The sequence below is a fragment of the Streptomyces sp. NPDC060000 genome (assembly GCF_042737375.1).
In the GTDB taxonomy this organism is placed as follows: domain Bacteria; phylum Actinomycetota; class Actinomycetes; order Streptomycetales; family Streptomycetaceae; genus Streptomyces.
In genome coordinates, this window is the sequence record NZ_JBHWUU010000016.1 from 80261 (window position 1) to 102312 (window position 22052).

Consider the following 22052-nt stretch of genomic DNA (forward strand, 5'->3'; position numbering starts at 1 on the left):
CGCACGGCACCACCACCGACACCGGACCCAGCAGAGTTTCGGAGCGACCCCTGTGACTCCCGAACACCCCACCCCGACCGGTCCGCGCGACCTCGCCCTCGACGCGCCGCCCGGCTGCCCCGCACACGTCCGTGGCCCCGGCGGACTCGCCCGCCTCTACGGCCCCGGCGCGGAGGACCTGAACGAACTGTACGAGCGGCTGCGCGAGGAACACGGTCCCGTGGCGCCGGTCCTGCTCCACGACGACCTGCCGATGTGGATGGTCCTCGGACACGCCGAGAACCTGCGCATGGTGCGCACGCCCTCGCATTTCACCAAGGACAGCCGCATCTGGTCGCAGCTGCTGGACGGCAGGGTCAGGCCCGACCACCCGCTCATGCCGCACATCGCCTGGCAGCCCATCTGCGCCCACGCCGAGGGCGACGAGCACAAACGGCTGCGGGGCGCGGTCACCGCGGCCATGGCGACCATCGACGACCGCAGCGTGCGCCGCTACATCAACCGCTCCAGCCAGCGCCTGGTCAACCGCTTCTGCGAGGAGGGCAGGGCCGACCTGGTCGGCGACTTCGCCGAGCACCTCCCGATGGCCGTGATGTGCCATGTCCTCGGGATGCCCGACGAGTACAACGACAAGATGGTGCACGCCGCCCGCGACGCGCTCAAGGGCAGCGAGACCGCGGTCGCCAGCCACGAATACGTGGTGGGGGCGCTCGGCCGGCTCACCACCCGCCGCCGTGCCAAGCCCGAGGAAGACTTCACCAGTCACCTCATCAGCCACCCGGCGGGACTCACCGACGACGAGGTCAGGGAGCATCTGCGCCTCGTGCTCTTCGCCGCCTACGAGGCCACCGTCAACCTGCTCTCCAACGCGCTGCGCATGGTCCTCACCGACCCGCGCTTCCTCGCCCAGCTCAACGGCGGCCAGATGACGGTGGCGGAGGCGGTCGAGCAGTCCCTGTGGGACGAGCCCCCGTTCAGCACCATCTTCGGCTACTTCGCCAAGCAGGACACGGAGCTGGGCGGTCAGCGCATCCGCCGGGGCGACGGTCTCTTCTTCGCGCCCGCGCCCGGCAACGTGGACCCCCGGGTGCGCCCCGACCTGTCCGCCCACATGCAGGGCAACCGCTCCCACCTCGCCTTCGGCAGCGGCCCGCACGAGTGCCCCGGCCAGGACATCGGCCGCGCCATCGCCGATGTCGGCGTCGACGCGCTGCTGATGCGGCTGCCGGACGTGCAACTCGACTGCGACGAGGACGAGTTGCGGTGGACGATGTCGATCGCCTCGCGGCACCTGGTGGAGCTGCCGGTCCGGTTCGAGCCCAAGGACCAGCAGGACGTCAAGCACAAGCCGAGCCATGCCCCGGTCCCGCCGCAGCGTCCGACGCGCCCGGTGAGCACGCGGCCGCGGTCCGCGCCGGCGCCCGCCCCCGCCCCCGCACCCGCCCCCGCGCCCGCCCCCGAGCGGGTGGCCGCGCCGGCGTCGGCGCCGCAGCCCGCCCCGGAGCCGGCGGGACCGGCCCGCAGGCCGAACGCCTGGCGGCGCTTCCTGGCCTGGTGGCGCGGCTACTGAGCGGCGCCCGCTGACGGAGAGGCCGCCCAGCCGTCGTACGACGTCCAGGCCTCGAGCACCCGGCCACTGCGCAGCCGGTGCTCCGTCCCCGTGACCGGATCGGTGAACTCGAGCTCCCGCGCCAGCAGTTGCAGCGGGCGCCGGAAGTCGCCGGCCGGCACGGGGGCGGTCACCTCGGGGTAGAGCGGATCGCCGAGGATGGGCACGCCGAGGGTGTTCATGTGGACGCGCAGCTGATGGGTCTGGCCGGTGGCGGGCAGCAGCCGGTACCGGCCGAGTCCCGGCGCGCGGTGCTCGACGAGCTCGACGCGGCTGACGGCGTTCGGCTCGCCCGCCACCTCGTAGGCGGCCAGGACCCCGCGTTCCTTGACGATCCGGCTGCGTACGGTCCGGGGCAGGACGAGCTCCGGGTCGTACGGCGCGACGGCCTCGTACACCTTGCGCACCTGCCGGTCGCGGAACAGCGACTGGTACGCGCCGCGCTCCTCGGGGCGCACGGTGAACAGCACGAGCCCGGCGGTGAGCCGGTCCAGCCGGTGCGCGGCGCCGAGCGCGGGGATGTCCAGCTCCCGCCGCAGCCGGGCCAGCGCGCTCTCGGTGACATGGCTGCCGCGCGGGGTGGTGGCCATGAAGTGCGGCTTGTCGACGACGACGAGGTGCTCGTCGCGGTGGACGATCTCCAGCGGGAACGGCACGGGCACCTCGGGCGGCAGCTCGCGGTGGTACCAGACGAACATCCCCGGCACATAGGCCGCGTCCGGCGTCACCGCCCGCCCGTCGGCGCCGACGATCTGCCCGGCCGCCAGCATCCCGTCCACGACCCCGGCACGTGCCGCGCCGAGCCGCTCCACCAGGTGCTCGCGCACGGTGGCCCAGGTGACCTCGCCGGGCAGCCGTACCCGGACCGGGTCGATCCCGTCGCGCTGCGGCAGCGGGGAGGGCGGGGGAGGCGTACGGCGTCTCATCGTGGCCAAGCCTACGGGGACCGGAAAACCCGTTGGCCGGACCGGGGTCCGTTGGCAGGATGCGAATCATGCCCTTCACCGCCGACGTCGTCCTGCCCGCCGGAACCCTCTCAGGGGTACCGCAGCCCGTGCTGCGCACCGGTGACGGGCTGCTCCTGCGCCCGTGGCGGGCCGAGGACGCCCCCGCCGTGTACGCAGCCTTCCAGGACCCCGCCATGCACCAGTGGCACATAAGGTCCGCCGACTCCGAGGCGGAGGTCGCCGGCTGGATCGAGGAGTGGCGCACGAGCTGGGCGGAGGAGCGCAACGCCCAGTGGGCCGTCGCCGACACGGACACCGGTGAACTGCTCGGGCGGGTGGCGCTGCGCGGCATCCTGCTCGCCGAGGGCGTGGCCGAGGTCGCCTACTGGACGACCAGGGCGGCCCGTGGCCGGGGAGTCGCACCCCGGGCCACGACCGCCCTGACCCGCTGGGCCTTCGACGAGATCGGCTTCCACCGCCTGGAGCTGATGCACGCCACCGCCAACGAGGCCTCCTGCCGGGTCGCCGCCAAGGCCGGCTTCACCCTGGAGGGCACCCGGCGCAGCGCCGCCCTCCATCAGGACGGCTGGCACGACATGCACCTCCACGCCCGCTTACAGACCGACTGACCGAGTCCCGTCCACCGCCCGGCGGTTCGGCGCCGCTGCGGCGCTACGCGGTTGCCGTTTCCGGTAGGGCCGTTGCCGGGGCCGGTGCTCGCCTGCGGTACGCGCGGAAGGTCACGCCGGTCGCGAGGGTCGCGGCGAGGAACAGGACGGTGAACCACCGGAAGTACCAGTGGCCGCCCGCCGGGTCGTACACCGCCGCGCGCGGCCAGGCCAGGTTGACCGTCATCAGCAGGCCGTAGAGGAGGGCGAGGGCGTTCACCGGGACGCCCCAGCGGCCCAGGGAGAACAGGCGGGCGCCCGTCTCGTCCGTGCCGGCCGAGGAGAACCCGCCGCGCAGCCGGCGCATCAGCAGCGGTCCGGTGACCATCGCGTACGCCAGGTAGAGCATCACGATGCAGGTGGTGCCGATGGCCAGGAAGGCGTCCGGCGACGCGAAGTTCAGCAGCAGCAGGGCGGCGGCGAGGACGCCGACGACCAGCGCGGGGGCGCTCGGCATGCCGGTGCGCGGGTTCACGCGCGCGAGGCGGCCGGAGAACGGCAGTTGTCCGTCGCGGGCCATGGAGAACAGCATGCGGCAGGCCGCCGTCTGGATGGCGAGCGTGGCCACCGCGATCGCGACCACCACGTCCGCCAGCAGCACCTTGCCGACCCCGTCGCCGAGGCTGCTGGTGAGGACGTAGCTGAGTCCGTCGACCCCGAGGCGTCCGTCGGTCAGGCTGGGCGCGGTCAGTAGTCCGCCCAGCACGATCAGCCCGCCGAGCAGACCGGCCGCGCCGAGCGCGGTGAGGATCGTGCGGGGCGCGGTGCGCCGCGGGTGGTGGGTCTCCTCGCTCATCTCGCCCGCGCTGTCGAAGCCGATCATCACGTACGCGGCCGTGAACGAGCCGACGAGCAGCGCGCCGAACAGGCCGTTCCGCGCGGCTCCTTCGGTGTGGAAGGTGATGCCCGGGGTGCGCTCGGAGTGGGTGAGCAGCAGGACGACGATGAGGACCGCGCCGATGATCTCGGCGGTCACGCCGACCCGGTTGATCACCGACATCACGCGGTTGTCCAGGACGTTCACGAATGTCGTCAGCGCCAGCAGGATCAGGCCGAGCAGCGCCGCGTTGGCCGCGCCGTCCGGTGAGGTGGGCGCCGGGTCGGTACCGACCATCTGGAAGCCCGACCAGATCGCCGGCAGCACCGTCTGCAGCGCCAGCGCGGCCGCGGCGACCACGACGATCTGCCCGATCACCATGATCCAGCCGGCGAACCAGCCGAACGAGGGCGTCGAGAGCCGCGAGGACCACTGGTAGACGGCGCCCGAGATCGGGTAGCGCGCCGCCAGCTCCGCGAAGCACGCGGCGACCAGCAACTGGCCGACCAGCACGGCCGGCCAGGCCCAGAAGAACACCGGGCCGCCGAAGGCGTATCCGAAGGCGAAGAACTGGAAGACGGTCGTCAGGACGGAGATGAAGGAGAACCCGGCGGCGAACGAGGCGTACCGGCCGAGGGTGCGGTGCAGCTCCTGGCGGTAGCCGAACTCGGCGAGGGAGCCGTCACCCGCGTCGGGGGCGTGCGGCGGGTCGGGGCGTACGTCGGAGGAGGTCGTTGTCGTCACGGCGAAACCTGCCTTGGTCCCAGGGTGAACGTAATTCCTGTCGGGCGACAGAAATTAGGGACGGGCTGTTTCGTACGCGTCACGCCGCCGTGTCCGGGGCGGGCCCAAGTCCTCACGTCACCGCGGTCCGCGATCCATCGCGTTGTATCGCGTCTCGCGGCAGGGGTTCACGAGGGGTCTGGGATTTTGATCGCCGTGAAGGCTGCCGAGGGCTCCTGAAGGCGTCGGAGAGCGCCGGTCGGAGGGTGACAGAGGCCGCATGGCGGCGCCCGGGGGCGTGCGAGAGCGTCTGTGTCTGTGGGGGCGGCCCGCTCCAGGAGTGCGGGCCGCCCCGCCGGGTCACACGGCCGGTGCCGCGCCTTCCTGCTCCGCCTCCACGCGCGCGTTCCAGTCCCGCTTCGAGGCCTGCCAGCCGTCCTCGTTGTGGCCGAGCCGCCAGTAGCCGGAGATCGACAGGTCCTCGCGCGGGATCCGCAGCTCGACGCGCAGGAGTTTGCGCAGCTCCTTCACGCAGGCGGCCTCGCCGTGCACGAACGCGTGCGGACGGCCCTCGGGGAACTCCAGCGCACGTACGGTCTCGACGAGCTTCTCGCCGACGGGCCGGTCGCCGCGGTGCAGCCAGACGACCTCCACCTCGGAGTCGAACTTCTGCTCCTCCTCGGGGCCCGCCACCTCGATGAAGGCGTGGACGACACTGCCGGCGGGCAGCGACTCCAGGGCGGTCGCGATGGCGGGCAGGGCGCTCTCGTCGCCGGCCAGCAGGTGCCAGTCGGCGGCCGTGTCGGGCGTGTAGGCGCCGCCGGGACCCATGAAGCGGACGGTCTCGCCCGGCTGGACGCGGGCCGCCCACGGCCCGGCCAGGCCCTCGTCGCCGTGGATCACGAAGTCCAGGGTCAGCTCGCGGAGTTCGGCGTCCCAGTTGCGCACGGTGTACGTCCGGGTCACGGGCCACTGCTCACGGGGGAACTCGGCGCGGATGCGTTCCAGGTCGAAGGGGTCCGGGTAGGTCACGCCCTCGGGGCCGAAGAGCAGTTTGACGTAGTGGTCGGTGCAGGTGCCCGCCGTGAACTCGGCCAGACCCTCCCCGCCGAGTACGACACGCTGCATGTGGGGGGTGAGCCGTTCGGTGCGGACGACCTGCGCGGAGTGGGGCTTCCGCGGCTTCCGTGCCGGACGTTCTGCCATGACGGCCTCCCATGTGTAATGGTTAGGTTAGCCTAAGTTAGCATCTCCCCCCAGTGATGCCCTCCCCCTCCAGGAGATCGGCCGACCCTCTTACCGAGATCTCATCCGGATCCCGGCGGGAGGATGCCTCCCGCCGGGATCCGGCGAAGTCGTTCCCCCGCGCGAGGAAATTGATCACGCGGGCGGTGCGCCCAGCGTCGTCAGCAGCCGCTGCAGTGAACCACCGAGTCCCCAGCGGTGCGCCAGTGCCTCCAGTGTCGCTCCGTCCCGCGGCGCCCGGGGCAGCACGGTGTCCACGTCCGGCAGCGGCACGTCGCCGGCGACCTTGACCACCGTCGGCGCCACGGCGAGGTAGGGCCGGGCCTCGTCCAGTCGCCGCCGCTGCGAAGGGGTCAGTTTCGCCTTCGGGTCATCGACCGCCGCCACGATCCCGGCCAGGTCGCCGAACTCGGCCAGCAGCTTGGCCGCGGTCTTCTCCCCGATGCCCGGCACGCCCGGCAGGCCGTCGCTCGGGTCGCCGCGCAGCGTCGCCAGATCGGCGTACCCCCGCCCGTCGACGCCGTACTTCTCGCGCAGCCATGCCTCGTCCGTCAGCTGCAGCGTGCCGACGCCCTTCAGGGGGTACAGCACCCGAACCCCGCGCGCGTCGTCCACCAGCTGGTAGAGGTCGCGGTCGCCGGTGACGATGTCGACCGGGCCCCTCGCCCGCCCGGTGAACGTGCCGATCACGTCGTCCGCCTCGTACTCGGCGACGCCCACGCGCGCGATGCCGAGCGCGTCCAGGACCGCTTCGATGACCGGCACCTGCGGCGAGAGCGTGTCCGGCACCTCCTCCTCGTCCGGTCCGCTCGCACGCGCCTCGGCGACGCGGTGCGCCTTGTAGGAGGGGATCAGGTCGACCCGCCACCGGGGGCGCCAGTCGGCGTCCATGCAGGCGACCAGCTCGTCCGGCCGGTGGTCCTTCACCAGCCGGTCGATGAAGTCCAGCAGCCCGCGCACGGCGTTCACCGGCGTGCCGTCCGGCGCCCTCACGGAGTCCGGGACGCCGAAGTAGGCGCGGAAGTAGAGCGAGGCGGTGTCGAGGAGCATCAGTCGTCCGGTCACGCCTCGCATCATGCCGCACGCGTGCCGGGGTGACCGGCGTGTGTTCACTCCCGTGGCACTCGTGAACCTCCTGTGAATCCTCCTGTGAACTGGACCACTCCTACGTTGCCCCCATCGGTCCAGGGCAGGGGCCGCCTCGGAGCCGGGCCGGTTGCGCTTTCAACCGTTTGCTGTTGCGAGTGCCGCTGTTGCCGAGTGCTCCGATTCCTGTTCCCGACGAGAGGTACGCGTGTCCTCCAGGCTTGAGGCCGAGCATCTGTACAAGGTGTTCGGCAGTCGACCGCAGCAGGCAGTCGAGCGGCTCCGGGAGGGAGCCGAATGGGAGGAGTTGCCTGCCGACGGCACCACGGCCGCCGTCATCGACGCGTCCTTCGCCGTGCAACCGGGCGACTGGAGGAACGCGGCTTCCAGGTCGACACCACCCAGTACGCCGCCGGCCCCCTCTACACCGGCGTCGCCACCGGGCAGATCGACTTCCAGACCGACGCCTGGCTGCCCACCACCCACGGCGAGTACTGGAAGAAGTACGGCGACCGGCTCGACGACCTGGGCTCCTGGTACGGCCCCACCTCCCTGGAACTCGCCGTCCCCTCGTACGTGAAGGACGTCGGCTCCCTGGCGGATCTGAAGAGCCACGCCGCCGAGTTCGACGGCAAGATCACCGGCATCGAGCCAAGCGCCGGGATGATGGGCCTGCTCAAGGACAAGGTCCTGGGTCAGTACGGCCTCGACGGCTCCTACACCGTCGTCGACGGCTCCACCCCGGCGATGCTCGCCGAACTCAAGCGCGCCTACGCCGCCAAGAAGCCGGTCGTCGTCACGCTCTGGTCGCCGCACTGGGCGTACAGCGACTACGACCTGAAGAAGCTCGAGGACCCCAAGGGCGCCTGGGCGAGAAGTGGGTACCGGTGGCCGATCCTGGGCAGAAGAGCCGGGCGGCCCGGTGACCTGACAGCACCGGGACCGCCCTACGCGGGGCGGGCACCGACGTACGGCCCTCCGGGGCCTGCGACGGGGCCCGCCCTTCGTGTGCCGTCCGTGCTTTCGTGGCCGCTTCTCCCCGGCCACGAACGCCCCCCACTTCCCGGTCCGCACCCGCCTTCGCACGGCAAGGATCCGGCCAAGTACGGAGAGCTATGCCCATCCCCTGGCCGTGGTCCCGGGCGGCCGGGGACGAGCGGGAACATGCGCGGCCGTTCGCGCATTGAACGGGAAAGCCGGAAGACGGAGGCGTGCCCGGCGTGTCCGGGGGCCGATCGGCTGGCGCGAACTGTGGGGTCCGGCATCACACCGTGTGTCCTCGATGTGACGGGCGCATGAAACGGTTTGCCGAACATGCGTAGGGTGCAGACAACTCCTCGGAGGAAGCAGCGGAACAGCGGGACTTGACGGCATCGACGAGCGAAGGAGGGAGCCGGAGCGATGGGCGACCACAAAGAACAGCCCCTGCGGGTGGGCGCGGCCGTGCGGCGCCGACGCCGTTCCCTTGAGCTCACCCTCGCCGTCGTGGCCGAGCGCAGCGGTCTGTCGGTGCCGTTCCTGAGCCAGATCGAGAACGACCGCGCGCGGCCCAGCACCAGCTCCCTGGAGAAGGTGGCCGACGCCCTGCGCACCACGGCCGTCGAGCTTCTCGCGGCCGCCGACCCGGCGTGCAGCGTGGACGTCGTGCGCGCCGAGGTGACCGAGCCGGCCCCGGGTCCGGAGCCGCGCTCCCGTTCCCTGGTGCGCGGCCACCACCAGATGCACGCCTCGGAGTTCACCGGCGACCACGACGCGGGCCGTGAGTTCCAGTACCGCAACGACCAGTTGATGTACGTGGCCGACGGCGCCGTGGAGATCGAGGCGGAGGGCCGCGCCTACCGCCTCGGCCGCGGCGACACCCTGTACCTCACCGGCGGGGTCCGCCACCGCTGGCGGGCGACCGTGCCGGACACCCGGGTGGTCGTCGTCGCCGTGGCGGAGCACATCGAGGCGGTGCGGGACCGGGACCGGGGCCGGAAGCGGTAGTGCGGATCGTCTCGCTGGTGCCCTCGCTCACGGAAGCCGTGGCTTCCTCCGTGCCCGGCGCCCTGGTCGGCGCCACCGACTGGTGCAGCCACCCGGCGGACCTCGACGTCGTCCGCGTCGGCGGAACCAAGAACCCCCGGGTCGACCGGATCGTGGGCCTCGCCCCCGATCTGGTGATCGCCAACGAGGAGGAGAACCGGGAACCGGACCTGGCCGCCCTGCGCGCGGCCGGCCTCGACGTCCTGGTGACCGTGGTCCGGGACGTCCCGCAGGCCTTCCGGGAGCTGGCACGGGTGCTACGGGCCTGCGGGGCAGCGTCGCGACCGGGGTGGCTGGCGGAGGCGGAGGAGGCGTGGGCGGTGCCACGGCCGCCCGGGGGCCGCCGGACGGCTGTCGTACCGGTCTGGCGCCGGCCGTGGACGGTGCTGGGCCGCGACACCTTCGCCGGGGACGTGCTGGCCCGTCTGGGCGTCGACCAGCTGTACGCCGGGCACGCCGAACGCTATCCGCGGATCCCCGTCGGGGAACTGCTCGCCGCCGCACCGGACCTGGTCGTGCTGCCGGACGAGCCCTACCGCTTCACCGCCGACGACGGCCCGGAGGCCTTCCCCGGTCTGCCCCGCGCGCTCGTCAGCGGACGGCATCTGACGTGGTACGGCCCGTCGCTCGCCGAGGCGCCGAAGGTGCTGGGCGAGGCGCTGCGAGCAGCTCACCGCTGAGCAGCCCGAGGACGGTGTGCGTGGCGGCGACGGCCCACGCGGCGACGAGGACGGCGTACAGCGCGCAGGCGAGCACGTCGTAGACGACCAGCCCGGTGTGCCGGGCCAGCGCCGCCGCTCCGGTCACACAGGTGCCGACCGGGAAGGTGAACGCCCACCAGGTCATCGCGAAGCCCATCCCGTGCCGCCCGGCCCGCACCACGTGCGCCGTGGCCAGACACAGCCAGAGCAGCGCGAACCCCATGACGGGCACCCCGTACAGCACGGCGAGCACGGCGAAGCCCCGGCTGTCCGGGCCGGACAGTACCCCCGGAGCGACCTCCGCGAACTTCCCGACGGCGGTGGTGGACTGGCCGAGCGGACCCAGGACCAGGAACAGGGTCGGGGTGAGGGCGAGAGGCAGCGGCCCACCGGTCACCAGCCGCGCGAACACGACCGGCAGCATGACGAACGTGGCGAGCAGGCTCAGCCCGAACAGCGCGAAGCACACCAGGAGCAGGGTCTGCCGGGGCTGCCCGGCAGGCAGATACGGCACCAGCAGCGGCCCGAGCGCCGCGGACACCATGGGTGCGACCAGCGGCAGCAGCCACACGGGCGTGGCCTGGGACGCCGTCACCCGATGGCGTACGGCCATCAGGTACGGGACGGCGACGGCGGCCGTCAGGGCGACGGCCGTCCCGACGGTGAACAGCACGGCGTCGAGGACGACGGCGGTCCGGGTGCCCAGCAGGTCCCGGCCGACGGTGAGGGCGCCACCCCCGACGGCGAGCAGCGCCATCGCCAGGCAGCCGTAGAAGGGTGCCGCCGCCGGGTCCAGCAGATGGGCGCGGGCCCGGTCGCGGTGATGGCGCCAGTGCAGGGCGCGGGCGCCGAGCAGGATCAGCAGGAGGACGAGGGCGAGGACCCAGCAGGCGGTGAGGAGCGGCCGCAGCCCCGGCGGGCGGACGGGGAGCGCGGCTCCCGCCGTGGCGAGGATCGCGGTGCCCATGACCGTGGCGTACCAGTTGGGTCCGAGGTGACGGACGGCGCCGGCGCGCTCACGGGGAAGGGCGTACAGGGGCTGGGCGGCGGTGACCATGGCTCCACGGTCGCGTGACCACTCGCCCACGACCAGGGAGGATGGCTCTATGGGGGCATAAGCTGGGCTTATGGGGAGTGTCGAGGAGCAGCCCGCGGACACCGCGACGGGTTCGATCGCGCACCGCGTCCCGGACCTGGGCGCGCTGGAGCTGCTGCTCGCGGTGGCCCGGTTGGGCAGCCTGGGCGCGGCCGCGCGGGAGCTCGGCATCACGCAGCCGGCCGCGAGCAGCCGGATCCGTTCCATGGAACGCCAGCTGGGCGTGGCCCTGGTGGACCGTTCGCCGCGCGGCTCCCGGCTCACCGACGCCGGTGCGCTGGTGACGGACTGGGCGGGGCGGATCGTCGAGGCGGCGCGGGCGTTCGACGCGGGGGCGCAGGCGCTGCGGGTCCGCCGTGACTCACGGCTGCGGGTGGCGGCGAGCATGACGATCGCCGAGTATCTGCTCCCCGGCTGGCTGCTCGCGCTGCGCGCCGGGCGGCCGGACACGGCGGTGTCGCTGCTCGCGGGCAATTCGACGGCCGTCGCCGAACGGCTGCTCGCCGGGGAGGCGGACCTCGGCTTCGTGGAGGGGCTGACGGTGCCGCCCGGGCTGGACTCCGCCGTGATAGCCCACGACCACCTGATCGTCGTCGTCGCACCCGGCCACCCGTGGGCTCGTCGGCGGCGGCCAGTGCCCGCGTCCGAGCTGGCCTCCACGCCGCTGATCCTGCGGGAGAAGGGCTCGGGGACCCGGCAGGTCCTCGACACCGCACTGGGCGGGCTGGCCCGGCCGCTCATCGAGCTGTCCTCGACGACGGCGGTCAAGGCGGCGGTGGTCAGCGGGGCCGGGCCCGCGGTGCTGAGTGAGCTGGCGGTCGGTGAGGAGCTGGGGTCGCGGCGGTTGGTCGAGGTGCCGGTGGAGGGGGTTGCGCTGGCGCGTGATCTGCGGGCGGTGTGGCCCACGGGGCATCGGCCCGCGGGGCCGGCGCGGGAGCTGCTTTCGCTTACGCGGGGGTAGGTATTCCGCCCCGCCGCCCCTACCCTTCCCGACCCTGGGGGCGGTGCCCCCAGACCCCCCCTTCGGCCTGAACGGCCTCGTCCTCAAACTCCCCCAGAGGGGGCACCCCCGGACGGGCTGGGTTGCGCCGCGCTTACCAAGGCGTGCATGACCCGTGCGTCCTCGTCCATCTCCGGGTGCCACTGGACGCCCAGCACCCAGTTCGCCGACGGCAGTTCGACCGCCTCCACCGTGCCGTCCGTCGCGTACGCCGACGGGATCAGGCCTGTGCCGAGACGGTCCACCGCCTGGTGGTGGTAGGCCGGTACGGAGGTCTCCTCCCCGACTGCCGCGGCGTACCGCGTGCCGGGGACCGGTTTGACCGGGTGCCGGCCGAAGGCGCCGACGACCTCGGCGTGCCCGTCGATGTGCTGGGTCAGGGTGCCGCCGAGCGCGACGTTCAGCAGTTGCATGCCCCGGCAGATGCCCAGCAGCGGAACGTCCGCCGCCAGCGCCGCCTCGATCAGGGCCAGCTCCCAGGTGTCGCGTTCCCGGGCCGGCGGCCCGGTGCGGGGGTCCGGCTCGGCGCCGTAGCGGACCGGCTCGACGTCGGGGCCGCCCGCGATCACCAGGCCGTCGAGGCGGGCCACGGTCGCCGCCGCGTGCTCGGGGGCGTCCGGCGGGAGCATCGCGGCCAGCCCGCCGGCCCGCTGCACCAGCCTCGGGTACCCGACGGGCAGCAGCGCCGCGTCGAGCTCCCAGACGTTCCAGCGCGCCCGGGACTCCAGATACGTGGTGACGCCGATCAGCGGCCGCGCTCCGTCCGTCATGTGCCCTCCCGCTTCCGCAATGGATCGTGTGCGTACCATTTCACGTCAGGAAGCCCCTGAGCAGGGCCGCCGTCCCCGCGCAGTGCTCCCGCATCATCTCCCGCGCGCCGTCCGCGTCCCCGTCCAGCACCGCCTCCACCAGGGCGGTGTGCTGGCGCTGCGAGTGCTCCAGGTTGCGCACCAGGAGCGGGATGCAGTCGAGCAGGTCGTTCACCGTGGCCCGGACCGCCGCGTAGCGCGCGGTCAGCGAGGGTGAGCCGCACAGCTCGGCCAGGGTGAGGTGGAGCATGGTGTCCAGGCGGCGGTAGTCGGCCAGCGGGGCGTCCGCCGTGCGGGCCAGGGCCTCGCGCAGACGCCGCGCCTGTTCGTCCGTCAGGCCGTGCGCGGCGCACAGGCCCGCCGCGCCCACCTCGAGCACCTCGCGGAAGCGCAGCACGTCCTCGACGTCGGTCTCCGCGATCCGCCGCCGCAGCTCGTCCTCGCCGCCGGCGTCCGTACGCGGCAGCACGAACGTTCCGCCGTACCGGCCCCGGCGGGACTCGACCAGCCCCTGGTCCTGGAGGACCTTCAGCACCTCGCGCAGTGTCACCCGGCTGATCCCGAGCCGCTCGGCCAGATCCCGCTCGGCGGGAAGCCGTTCGCCGCCGGGCACCAGACCCAGTCGCACCACCTGGAGGATCTGCTCCAGTGCCTCCTCGAAGCCGTTCCCGGCCCGCACCGGCCGCAGTACCGGCGTCAGCCGGTCGTCCGGTTCGCCGTCAGTGTCCACCGGCATCTGGTCGTGCCCCCTTCCCAAGCAATGGTTCTCCGCAATACCTTATGGCTCCCGGCCCGCCCGAAGAAGACGAGGGAGCCGGGGAAGCCGAAGGAGGCCCTTCCCGTGGCAGACCGCACACCCCCGCTCAGCGTCGACGAGCTGCACGCCCATGTCGCGAGCGGTGAGATCGACACTGTCGTCCTGGCCTTCCCCGACATGCAAGGGCGTCTCCAGGGCAAGCGGTTCGCCGCGGGCTTCTTCCTCGACGAGGTCCTCCAGCACGGCACCGAGGGCTGCAACTATCTCCTCGCCGTCGACACCGAGATGAACACGGTCGACGGATACGCCATGTCCTCCTGGGAACGCGGCTACGGCGACTTCGCCATGCGCCCCGACCTGTCCACCCTGCGCCGGGTGCCCTGGAACGCCGGTACCGCCATGCTCATCGCCGACCTGGCCTGGAACGACGGCTCACCCGTGGTCGCCGCCCCTCGCCAGATCCTGCGCCGCCAGCTGGAGCGCCTCGCCGGGCACGGCTTCACCGCCCAGGTCGGCACCGAGCTGGAGTTCATCGTCTTCAAGGACAGCTACGAGGCCGCCTGGGACGCGAACTACCGCGGCCTCACCCCAGTCAACCAGTACAACGTCGACTACTCGGTGCTCGGCACCGGCCGGGTCGAGCCGCTGCTGCGCCGCATCCGCAACGAGATGGCCGGCGCCGGACTCACCGTCGAGTCCGCCAAGGGCGAGTGCAACCCCGGCCAGCACGAGATCGCCTTCCGCTACGACGAGGCCCTGGTCACCTGCGACCAGCACGCGATCTACAAGACGGGCGCAAAGGAGATCGCCGCCCAGGAGGGCGTCTCGCTGACCTTCATGGCCAAGTACAACGAGCGCGAGGGCAACTCCTGCCACATCCACCTCTCGCTCACCGACGCCGACGGCACCAACGTCATGGCCGGTGACGCTGGGCACGGGGGTGGGCACGACGGGGGGATGTCCGACGTGATGCGGTACTTCCTCGCCGGACAGCTCGCCGCCCTGCGTGACTTCTCCCTCCTCTACGCCCCCAACATCAACTCCTACAAGCGGTTCCAGCCGGGTTCCTTCGCCCCGACCGCCGTCGCCTGGGGACACGACAACCGCACCTGCTCGCTCCGCGTCGTCGGCCACGGCCGCTCGATGCGCTTCGAGAACCGGCTGCCCGGCGGCGACGTCAACCCCCACCTCGCGGTCGCGGGCCTGGTCGCGGCCGGGCTGTACGGCATCGAACAGAAGCTGGAGCTGCCCGAGGCCTGTCCCGGCAACGCCTACACCGCCGAGTACGCGCACGTCCCGACCACCCTCCGCGAGGCCGCCGAGCTCTGGGCCGACAGCCCGATCGCGCTGGCCGCGTTCGGCGAGGAGGTCGTCGCGCACTACGGCAACATGGCCCGCGTCGAGCTGGAGGCCTTCGACGCCGCGGTCACCGACTGGGAGCTGCGCCGCTCCTTCGAACGTCTCTGACGCAACCCGCGATGCACCCGCCCGTGAAAGGCACTCCCTTGTCCGGTCCCACTTTGTCCGGCCCTTCCGCGCCCGACCCGCATCCGCATGAACTGACCGTTCTCAACCCGGCGACCGAGGAGGTCGTGGCCGTCGTCCCGGCCGCCGACGCGGCCGACGTGGACCGCGCGGTCGGCCGCGCGGGCGCCGCCCACACGGCCTGGGCGGCCGCCGCCCCGGCCGACCGGGCCCGGTTGCTGCGCCGCTTCGCCGACGTCGTCGACGCGCACCTCGAGGAACTGGCGCTCCTGGAGGTCCGCGAGGCCGGCCACCTCCTCGGCAACGCCCGCTGGGAGGCCGGGAACGCCCGCGACCTGCTGCTCTACGCCGCCGGTGGAGTGGAGCGGCTCCTGGGACGGCAGATCCCCGTACCCGGCGGCTGGAACATCACCTTCCACGAGCCGCTCGGCGTGGTCGGCGTGATCGCCCCCTGGAACTTCCCGATGCCGACCGCCGCCTGGGGATCCTTCCCGGCCCTCGCGGCAGGCAACGCCGTCGTCCTCAAGCCCGCCGAGACCACCCCGCTCACCGCCCTGCGCCTGGCCGAACTGGCCCTGGAGGCGGGCCTGCCGGAGCACCTCTTCCAGGTCCTGCCCGGCCACGGCGCCGTCGCGGGCCGTGCGCTCGTCGACCACCCGGACGTGGCGAAGATCGTGTTCACGGGCTCCACCCGCATTGGCCGCGAGGTCATGGAGCGCTGCGCCCGGCAGGTCAAGCCCGTCACCCTGGAACTCGGCGGCAAGAGCCCCAACATCGTCTTCGCGGACGCCGAGCTCAAGACGGCCGTCGACCCGTTCTCCTTCCTCGACAACTCCGGGCAGGACTGCTGCGCCCGCACCCGCATCCTCGTCCAGGAATCCGTGTACGACGAGGTGGCCGACCACCTGGCACGGGAGCTGGCCGCCGTGACGGTCGGCGACCCGGCCGACGAATCGACCCGGATGGGGCCGCTGATCTCCCGTCAGCAGGTCGACCGCGTACGGTCGTTCGTGCCGGACGGCGCCCGGGCGCTGCGCGGGACCGCCCCGGAAGGGCCCGGCTTCTGGTTCCCGCCGACCGTCCTCACCGGGGAGCGGCCCGACTCCGCCGCGGCCCGCGAGGAGATCTTCGGACCCGTAGCCGTACTGCTCCCCTTCACCGACGAGGCGGACGCGATCCGGCTCGCCAACGACACGCCGTACGGCCTCTCCGGCTCCGTCTGGACCCGGGACGTCGGCCGGGCGCTGCGCGTCTCCCAGGCCGTCCGCGCCGGGAACCTGTCCGTCAACTCCCACTCCAGCGTCCGCTACTGGACCCCCTTCGGCGGCTACAAGCAGTCCGGCGTCGGCCGTGAACTGGGTCCGGACGCCCTGACCGCCTTCACCGAAACCAAGAACGTCTTCATCAGCACGGAGGGCCCCGCACAGTGACCGCATCGCCTGACGAGATCATCTGCCGCCGTCTGGTCGGCCGCACCGCCGTCATCACCGGAGCCGGCAGCGGCATCGGCCTCGCCACCGCGCGCCGGCTCGCCTCCGAGGGCGCGCACGTCGTCTGCGGCGATGTCGACGAGACCCGCGGCAAGGCCGCCGCCGAGGAGGTCGGCGGTACCTTCGTGAAGGTCGACGTCACCGACCCCGAGCAGGTCGAGGCACTGTTCAGGACCGCCTACGACACCTACGGCAGCGTCGACATCGCCTTCAACAACGCCGGTATCTCACCGCCCGACGACGACTCCATCCTGGAGACCGGTCTGGAGGCCTGGAAGCGCGTCCAGGAGGTCAACCTGACCTCCGTCTACCTGTGCTGCAAGGCCGCGATCCCCTACATGCGGCGCCAGGGCAGGGGCTCCATCATCAACACGGCGTCGTTCGTGGCCCGAATGGGCGCGGCGACCTCCCAGATCTCGTACACGGCGTCCAAGGGCGGTGTCCTCGCCATGTCCCGCGAACTGGGCGTGCAGTTCGCGCGGGAGGGCATCCGCGTGAACGCCCTCTGCCCCGGGCCGGTCAACACCCCGCTGCTCCAGGAGCTGTTCGCCAAGGACCCGGAGCGGGCCGCCCGCCGGCTGGTCCACATCCCCGTCGGCCGGTTCGCCGAGGCCGAGGAGATCGCCGCCGCCGTCGCCTTCCTGGCCAGCGACGACTCCTCGTTCGTCAACGCCAGCGACTTCCTGGTGGACGGCGGGATCTCCGGGGCCTACGTCACCCCGCTGTAGGACGCCTGACGCCCGGCGCCTCGCACCGCCGGCCTACAGGAAGGTCTGCCCCTCACCCCGGTAGGTCGGCACGGTCGCCGTCACCACGTCCCCCTCGACGAGGTGCAGCACGTCGAACCGCTCGCACAGCTCACCGGCCTTCGCGTGCCGGAACCACACCTTGTCGCCGATCAGCAGATCGTCGGCCGGGGAGCCGAGCAGCGGCGTCTGCACCTCGCCGGGCCCCTCCTGGGGGTCGTACCGCAGCCCTTCCGGCAGGTAGGGCACCGGAAGCCGGTCGGGCCCCGCGGCACCGGACGCCGGATACCCGCCGCCGAGGACGGTCACGATCCCCACCCCGGGCCGGCGGACGACGGGCTGGGCGAACAGGGCGGCCGGACGCCCGCTGAAGGACGTGTAGTTGTCGAACAGACGCGGCACGTACAGTCCCGACCCGGCCGCGATCTCCGTGACCGCGTCCTCGGCCGCGGTGTGCTGCACACTTCCGGTGCCGCCGCCGTTGACGTACTCCAGATCCGGTACGACGGCCCGCACCGCGCGCACGACCGCGGCGCGGCGCTCGGCGAGTTCGCGCCGGGCGGTGGCCTGCATCAGCCGGATGGCCCGGGACCGGAAGGGCCGTCCGGCGACGGCGTCGCCGACCCCGGCGATGTGCCCCTCGTAGGCCATGATCCCCACGAGCTTGAAACCGGGCCGCCGGGACACCGCCCGCGCCACGTCGGCGACCTGGGCGGGGGAGTGCAGCGGCGAGCGCAGGGCACCGACCCTGACCCGGCCGCCGAGGAGCTTCAGGGCGGTGTCCAACTCCAGGCAGACCCGGATGACTTCGCTCCCTTCGCCGCGCGCCCCGTCGATGAGGTCCAGCTGGGCGACGTCGTCGACCATGACGGTGACGGCGGCGGCGAGCTTGGGATCGGCGGCCAGCTCGGCGAAGGCGGTGCGGTCGGCGGACGGGTAGGCGAGCAGGATGTCCTCGAACCCCGACCGGGCCAGCCACAGGGACTCGGCGAGGGTGAAGGACATGATCCCGGCGAAGCCGTCCTTCGCCAGGACGCGCTCCAGCAGCGTCCGGCAGCGTACGGACTTGCTGGCGACGCGGATCGGCTTGCCGCCGGCCCGGCGGACCAGGTCGTCGGCGTTGGCGTCGAAGGCGTCCAGGTCCACGAGGGCGAGAGGGGCGTCGAGATGGGCGGTGGCCCGGTCGTAACGGGCCCGGTCGGCGGCGCGCGCAGTCATGAACGCAGCCTGCCAGACTGGATTACCGCAGGGTAGGGGGACGTTCCGGGCAGATGCCCCGGGCGTCGCCGACTGGTTCCCGTTTGCCCGGCGACAAGCCGTAGAGTGACGCGCACGCATGGCGGAACGGCTCCGGCCGGGCACCCCCGTCGGGATGCCGGTCCGCCCGTGCGGGTATGCGTGCCCGGACGGACCACCGAGTCCGCGCCGGGCCGCCCGGGCAGAAGACCGACCGCCCGCTACCAGAACGACGGCCCGGGGACGAGGAAACGGGGGGTGCATGAGCACGGAAGCACGCCGCGCCTCGGTCCCTCCGCGCCCGGACGTGCCGCCCCACCCCGGCGTCCCCCCACGCCCCACCGCCCCGCCCCGCCCGCCCGAGCCCCCGACGGACCCGGAGCCCGCCCGCCGGACCCCCACGGACCCGCCGCATCCGCAGGCCCCGCGCGGCACGGACTCGCGGGAGTTCGCTCCTCGGACGACCACCGCCCCGGCCCCGCGGGAGGCCGCACCCCGGACACCCGCCGGTCCGCCGCACCCGGAGGCCCCCCGTGGGGTGGGTCCCCGCTCTGCTGAGCCGCGCGGCGGGCGTCGGGTTTCCGGCGGTCCGGCGGGAGCGTCCGCCGACCGGGGTGAGGGCGCAGCCCGGGACGGTTTCCCCTCCTCGGACACGGTTCCCCCCATTTCCCGCACCGCCCCCCGCTTCACCGATCTGCGGGCTCAGCACACGGACGCCATGACCCCGCCCCCGCCGCCCGCGTCGGCCCGCTTCCCGGACACCCCGCCGCAGCCGGCCCGCCCCGGCTCGGCCCCACGACGTGACGACGCCGGAACGCCCGCGCGCGCCGAGGAACGCCCGGCCACCCCGCATGTCCCGCGCCCCGCCCCGCCCCACGACTTCCGCCGCGCCCCGCGCCCCACCACGTCGAACGCGCGCTCCACGGCCTCGGACGGCTCCCGCCCCGCAGGCTCCGGCGGCGCGGCCCCCGGGGCCGGCACGGCTGCTTCCCGTCCCGCCGAGGGCGACGCCTCCCGCGCCGCGGGCTCCGGCGGCGCGGCATCCCGCGCCACCCCCTCGGACGTCTCCCGCCCCGCCGCCCCGGGCGGGGCCGCCTCCCGCGCCGGTACGCCCGCACCCCGTCCCGTCGAGGGCGACGGCTCCTCACGCCCCGCCGGTTCCGACGGCTCGGGGGTTTTCTCCCGTCCCGTGGGCCCGGCGGGGGCCGCCTCGCCCGAGTCCGGCAGTGTCTGGTCGCCGTTGCCCCGCAGTTGGGTGCCCGCGCCCGGGCGGAGCCTGCAGGAGACGGAGGCCGGGGCGGAGGCGGAAGGTGCCGGGGGCGGCGGGTGGCGCAGCCGCTCCCAGACGGTCCCGGCTGCGGCGGACGACGGGCCGGCCTGGAGCCCAGGGGCGGCCGTGCGGCAGCCCGAGTTCGCCGTGCCGCTCGCGCCGCCGATGCCGCCCATGGCCCCCTCGGCCCCCGCGCCGGAGGTTCCACGGCGGCCCGACGCTGCCCCGGACGGGGCGCGCGGCCCCGATCCGGCCCTCTCCTGGAGCGCTCCCCTGAGTCCGGGCGGCACCCCCGGTGCCACCCGGCCCGTTGTGACGTTCGCCCGGCCCGAGAGGTACCGGGACACTCCCCGTACGTTCGGCAGGCGGGGACACGTCGCCGTGGCCGCCGCCTGTGTCGTCCTCGGGATGGGACTCATCGGCGGTGCGGTCACCGGCAGTTGGCTGGTCGGAGACTCGGCGGACGCCACCGAGCGCAGCACCTACGCCACCGCGGGCGACCTGTGGCACAACGTGCCGGTCGATCAGCTGTTCCCGCCCACGGTCGACGGACAGGGCGCGGGCCCAGGCGGCGCCGACCGCACCTGGACGCGGATAGCCGTCGCCCCGGACACCGGCTGCGCCGCCGCCTTCGACCCTCTGCTCCTCAAGGCCCTCGCCCCGGTCGGCTGCCGGCGGCTCCTGCGCGCCACCTACACCGACGCCACCCAGAGCTACGTGACCACCGTCGGCCTGCTGTTCACCACGGCCGACGCGGCCACCATGGGCGCGCTCGACACCCGCTTCACGAAGGAGGGGCTGGCCGGGCGGACCGACCTGATGCCCAGGCCGTACGCCGCGAAGGGCACCGTCGCCGCCGCCTTCGGCGACAAACAGCGTGCCGCGTGGACGGTCTCCGTCCTCACCGACGCGCCCGTCGTCGTCTACGCCGTCTCCGGCTGGGCCGACGGCCGCGTGGTCGACACCCCGCAGCCCGCCCCGGCGGCCACCGCGACCGGCGCCACCACGGCCCCCGCCCAGGCCGGCCTCGGCAACGAGGCCCAGGGCCTCGCCGACCGCATCGAGCGCGGCCTGCGCAAGACCGTCGTCACGCCCTCGGAGCAGCCCTCATGAGCACCCGTACGACCCGTACGACCCGCCGGGCCGGGATCGTGTGCTGTCTCCTCGCCGCCACCGTCGCCCTCGTGCCGCCCTCCACCGCGTACGCCGACGGCATCCGCGCCAAGCAGTGGGCCCTGGAGGCCCTGCACACCCAGGAGGCCTGGCAGAGCACCAAGGGCGCGGGCATCACCGTCGCCGTCCTGGACACCGGCGTCGAGGCCGATCATCCCGACCTCACCGGCAATGTGCTCACCGGCAAGGACATGGTCGGCTTCGGGGCCGGGCCCGGTGACCGCGCGTGGGCCCGCCACGGCACCGCGATGGCCGGCATCATCGCCGGTCACGGCCACGGCTACGGCAACGCGGACGGCGTGCTCGGCATCGCCCCGGAGGCGAAGATCCTGCCCGTCCGGGTGATCCTGGAGGACGGCGACCCGCAGCGCACCAAGGCCCGCAACACCCGTGGCAACGCCCTCGCCGAAGGCATCCGCTGGGCCGCCGACCAGGGCGCCGACATCATCAACCTCTCCCTCGGCGACGACTCCGCCTCAGCCCACCCCGAACCCGCCGAGGACGAGGCCGTCCAGTACGCGCTGAAGAAGGGCTCGGTCGTCGTCGCCTCGGCCGGCAACGGCGGGGAGAAGGGCGACCACATCTCCTACCCGGCCGCCTACCCGGGCGTCATCGCCGCGACCGCCGTCGACCGCTACGGCACCCGCGCCTCCTTCTCCACCCGCCGCTGGTACGCCACGGTCAGCGCGCCCGGCGTCGACGTCGTCATCGCCGACCCGGACCACAAGTACTACGAGGGATGGGGGACCAGCGCGGCTTCCGCCTTCGTCTCGGGCGCGGTGGCCCTCGTCAAGGGCGCCCACCCGGGCCTCACTCCGGCCCAGATCAAGAAGCTCCTGGAGGACACCGCCCGCAACGCCCCCACCGGCGGCCGTGACGACTCCCGGGGTTACGGCTTCATCGACCCGGCCGCCGCGATCAAGGCCGCCGCCGACCTCAGACCGGAGGGCCTGCAGTCGGCGGCCTACGGCGAGCGGTACTTCGGCTCGGGCCCGGACAGGCCGAAGGCGGACGACGGCACGTCGAGCGGGGCGGGCCTGCTCGCGGGCGGCGCCGGGGGAGTGCTGCTGGTGACGGCGGTCGTGCTGTGGCGCGGCCGCCGCGAGCGCGACCGGCACGAGACGCACGAGACCTACGAGACCCTCTGACACCCGCGCCGGGCCCCCGGG

18 protein-coding genes and 2 pseudogenes are annotated in these 22052 nt (G+C 73.4%); 12 read left to right on the forward strand and 8 right to left on the reverse strand.

Annotated features, from left to right (window positions below):
• Positions 1-52: 52 nt before the first annotated feature.
• Positions 53-1570 (forward strand): cytochrome P450, encoded by a 1518-nt coding sequence (locus tag ACFWBB_RS11515; protein WP_385269599.1) that lies wholly within the window; start codon positions 53-55, stop codon positions 1568-1570.
• Here the strand turns inward: ACFWBB_RS11515 and ACFWBB_RS11520 are convergent.
• Positions 1564-2535, reverse strand: coding sequence for an RluA family pseudouridine synthase (locus tag ACFWBB_RS11520; RefSeq protein WP_385269601.1), 972 nt, complete (start codon positions 2533-2535; stop codon positions 1564-1566). The two genes, ACFWBB_RS11515 and ACFWBB_RS11520, sit on opposite strands and share 7 nt — an antisense overlap.
• Before the next feature lie 68 nt (positions 2536-2603).
• Here ACFWBB_RS11520 and ACFWBB_RS11525 point away from each other — a divergent pair, with 68 nt between their 5' ends.
• Positions 2604-3185, forward strand: coding sequence for a GNAT family N-acetyltransferase (locus ACFWBB_RS11525; protein ID WP_385269603.1), 582 nt, complete (start codon positions 2604-2606; stop codon positions 3183-3185).
• Positions 3186-3228: 43 nt separating this feature from the next.
• Here the strand turns inward: ACFWBB_RS11525 and ACFWBB_RS11530 are convergent, their stop codons facing one another.
• From ACFWBB_RS11530 to ACFWBB_RS11540, 3 genes are all read right to left on the reverse strand, one after another.
• Positions 3229-4785 carry an amino acid permease gene (locus tag ACFWBB_RS11530; protein ID WP_385269605.1) on the reverse strand — a complete coding sequence of 519 codons (1557 nt, stop codon included), beginning with the start codon at positions 4783-4785 and terminating at the stop codon, positions 3229-3231.
• A gap of 339 nt (positions 4786-5124) precedes the next feature.
• Entirely contained in the window at positions 5125-5970 is an 846-nt protein-coding gene (locus tag ACFWBB_RS11535; RefSeq protein ID WP_385269607.1) for a siderophore-interacting protein, read from the reverse strand.
• Between the two features lie 174 nt (positions 5971-6144).
• Positions 6145-7083, reverse strand: coding sequence for a 5'-3' exonuclease H3TH domain-containing protein (locus tag ACFWBB_RS11540; RefSeq protein WP_385269649.1), 939 nt, complete (start codon positions 7081-7083; stop codon positions 6145-6147).
• 220 nt (positions 7084-7303) lie between these two features.
• Between ACFWBB_RS11540 and ACFWBB_RS11545 the strand changes: the two are divergent.
• The 4 genes and pseudogenes from ACFWBB_RS11545 to ACFWBB_RS11560 all read left to right on the forward strand — a co-directional run.
• Positions 7304-7462 (forward strand): annotated as a pseudogene (locus ACFWBB_RS11545) (glycine/betaine ABC transporter ATP-binding protein); the annotation flags it as partial.
• 2 nt (positions 7463-7464) lie between these two features.
• A pseudogene (locus tag ACFWBB_RS11550) lies at positions 7465-7971 on the forward strand (glycine betaine ABC transporter substrate-binding protein); the annotation flags it as partial.
• Between the two features lie 525 nt (positions 7972-8496).
• A complete protein-coding gene (locus ACFWBB_RS11555) occupies positions 8497-9081 on the forward strand; it encodes a helix-turn-helix domain-containing protein (protein ID WP_385269609.1) in 585 nt (194 codons plus the stop codon).
• The gene (locus ACFWBB_RS11560; RefSeq protein WP_385269611.1) at positions 9081-9800 is read left to right on the forward strand and encodes a helical backbone metal receptor; all 720 of its coding nucleotides are present in this window, start codon (positions 9081-9083) and stop codon (positions 9798-9800) included. Before ACFWBB_RS11555 ends, ACFWBB_RS11560 begins: the two co-directional genes overlap by 1 nt.
• Here the strand turns inward: ACFWBB_RS11560 and ACFWBB_RS11565 are convergent.
• Positions 9712-10878 carry a TDT family transporter gene (locus tag ACFWBB_RS11565; RefSeq protein WP_385269613.1) on the reverse strand — a complete coding sequence of 389 codons (1167 nt, stop codon included), beginning with the start codon at positions 10876-10878 and terminating at the stop codon, positions 9712-9714. The two genes, ACFWBB_RS11560 and ACFWBB_RS11565, sit on opposite strands and share 89 nt — an antisense overlap.
• Positions 10879-10948: 70 nt before the next feature.
• Here ACFWBB_RS11565 and ACFWBB_RS11570 point away from each other — a divergent pair, with 70 nt between their 5' ends.
• Positions 10949-11878, forward strand: a complete 930-nt coding sequence (locus ACFWBB_RS11570) for a LysR family transcriptional regulator (RefSeq protein WP_385269615.1) — start codon at positions 10949-10951, stop codon at positions 11876-11878.
• Positions 11879-11961: 83 nt separating this feature from the next.
• Here ACFWBB_RS11570 and ACFWBB_RS11575 read toward each other — a convergent pair whose 3' ends face one another.
• Positions 11962-12687: a gamma-glutamyl-gamma-aminobutyrate hydrolase family protein gene (locus tag ACFWBB_RS11575; RefSeq protein ID WP_385269617.1), complete on the reverse strand. Its 726-nt coding sequence runs from the start codon at positions 12685-12687 to the stop codon at positions 11962-11964.
• Positions 12688-12727: 40 nt separating this feature from the next.
• Positions 12728-13462, reverse strand: a complete 735-nt coding sequence (locus tag ACFWBB_RS11580) for a FadR/GntR family transcriptional regulator (RefSeq protein ID WP_385269619.1) — start codon at positions 13460-13462, stop codon at positions 12728-12730.
• Between the two features lie 105 nt (positions 13463-13567).
• Between ACFWBB_RS11580 and ACFWBB_RS11585 the strand changes: the two genes are divergently transcribed.
• Genes ACFWBB_RS11585 through ACFWBB_RS11595 form a run of 3 tightly spaced genes read left to right on the forward strand, consistent with a single transcriptional unit; the run spans position 13568 to position 17186 of the window.
• A complete protein-coding gene (locus ACFWBB_RS11585; RefSeq protein ID WP_385269621.1) occupies positions 13568-14950 on the forward strand; it encodes a glutamine synthetase family protein in 1383 nt (460 codons plus the stop codon).
• A gap of 53 nt (positions 14951-15003) precedes the next feature.
• Entirely contained in the window at positions 15004-16398 is a 1395-nt protein-coding gene (locus ACFWBB_RS11590; RefSeq protein WP_385269623.1) for an aldehyde dehydrogenase family protein, read from the forward strand.
• Positions 16395-17186 (forward strand): 3-oxoacyl-ACP reductase, encoded by a 792-nt coding sequence (locus ACFWBB_RS11595; protein WP_351762399.1) that lies wholly within the window; start codon positions 16395-16397, stop codon positions 17184-17186. Before ACFWBB_RS11590 ends, ACFWBB_RS11595 begins: the two co-directional genes overlap by 4 nt.
• Before the next feature lie 33 nt (positions 17187-17219).
• Here the strand turns inward: ACFWBB_RS11595 and ACFWBB_RS11600 are convergent, their stop codons facing one another.
• Positions 17220-18422: an amino acid deaminase/aldolase gene (locus ACFWBB_RS11600; protein WP_385269625.1), complete on the reverse strand. Its 1203-nt coding sequence runs from the start codon at positions 18420-18422 to the stop codon at positions 17220-17222.
• Positions 18423-19158: 736 nt separating this feature from the next.
• Between ACFWBB_RS11600 and ACFWBB_RS11605 the strand changes: the two genes are divergently transcribed.
• Positions 19159-20823: a hypothetical protein gene (locus ACFWBB_RS11605; protein WP_385269627.1), complete on the forward strand. Its 1665-nt coding sequence runs from the start codon at positions 19159-19161 to the stop codon at positions 20821-20823.
• A complete protein-coding gene (gene mycP / locus ACFWBB_RS11610; protein ID WP_385269629.1) occupies positions 20820-22031 on the forward strand; it encodes a type VII secretion-associated serine protease mycosin in 1212 nt (403 codons plus the stop codon). Before ACFWBB_RS11605 ends, mycP begins: the two co-directional genes overlap by 4 nt.
• Positions 22032-22052 lie beyond the last annotated feature (21 nt).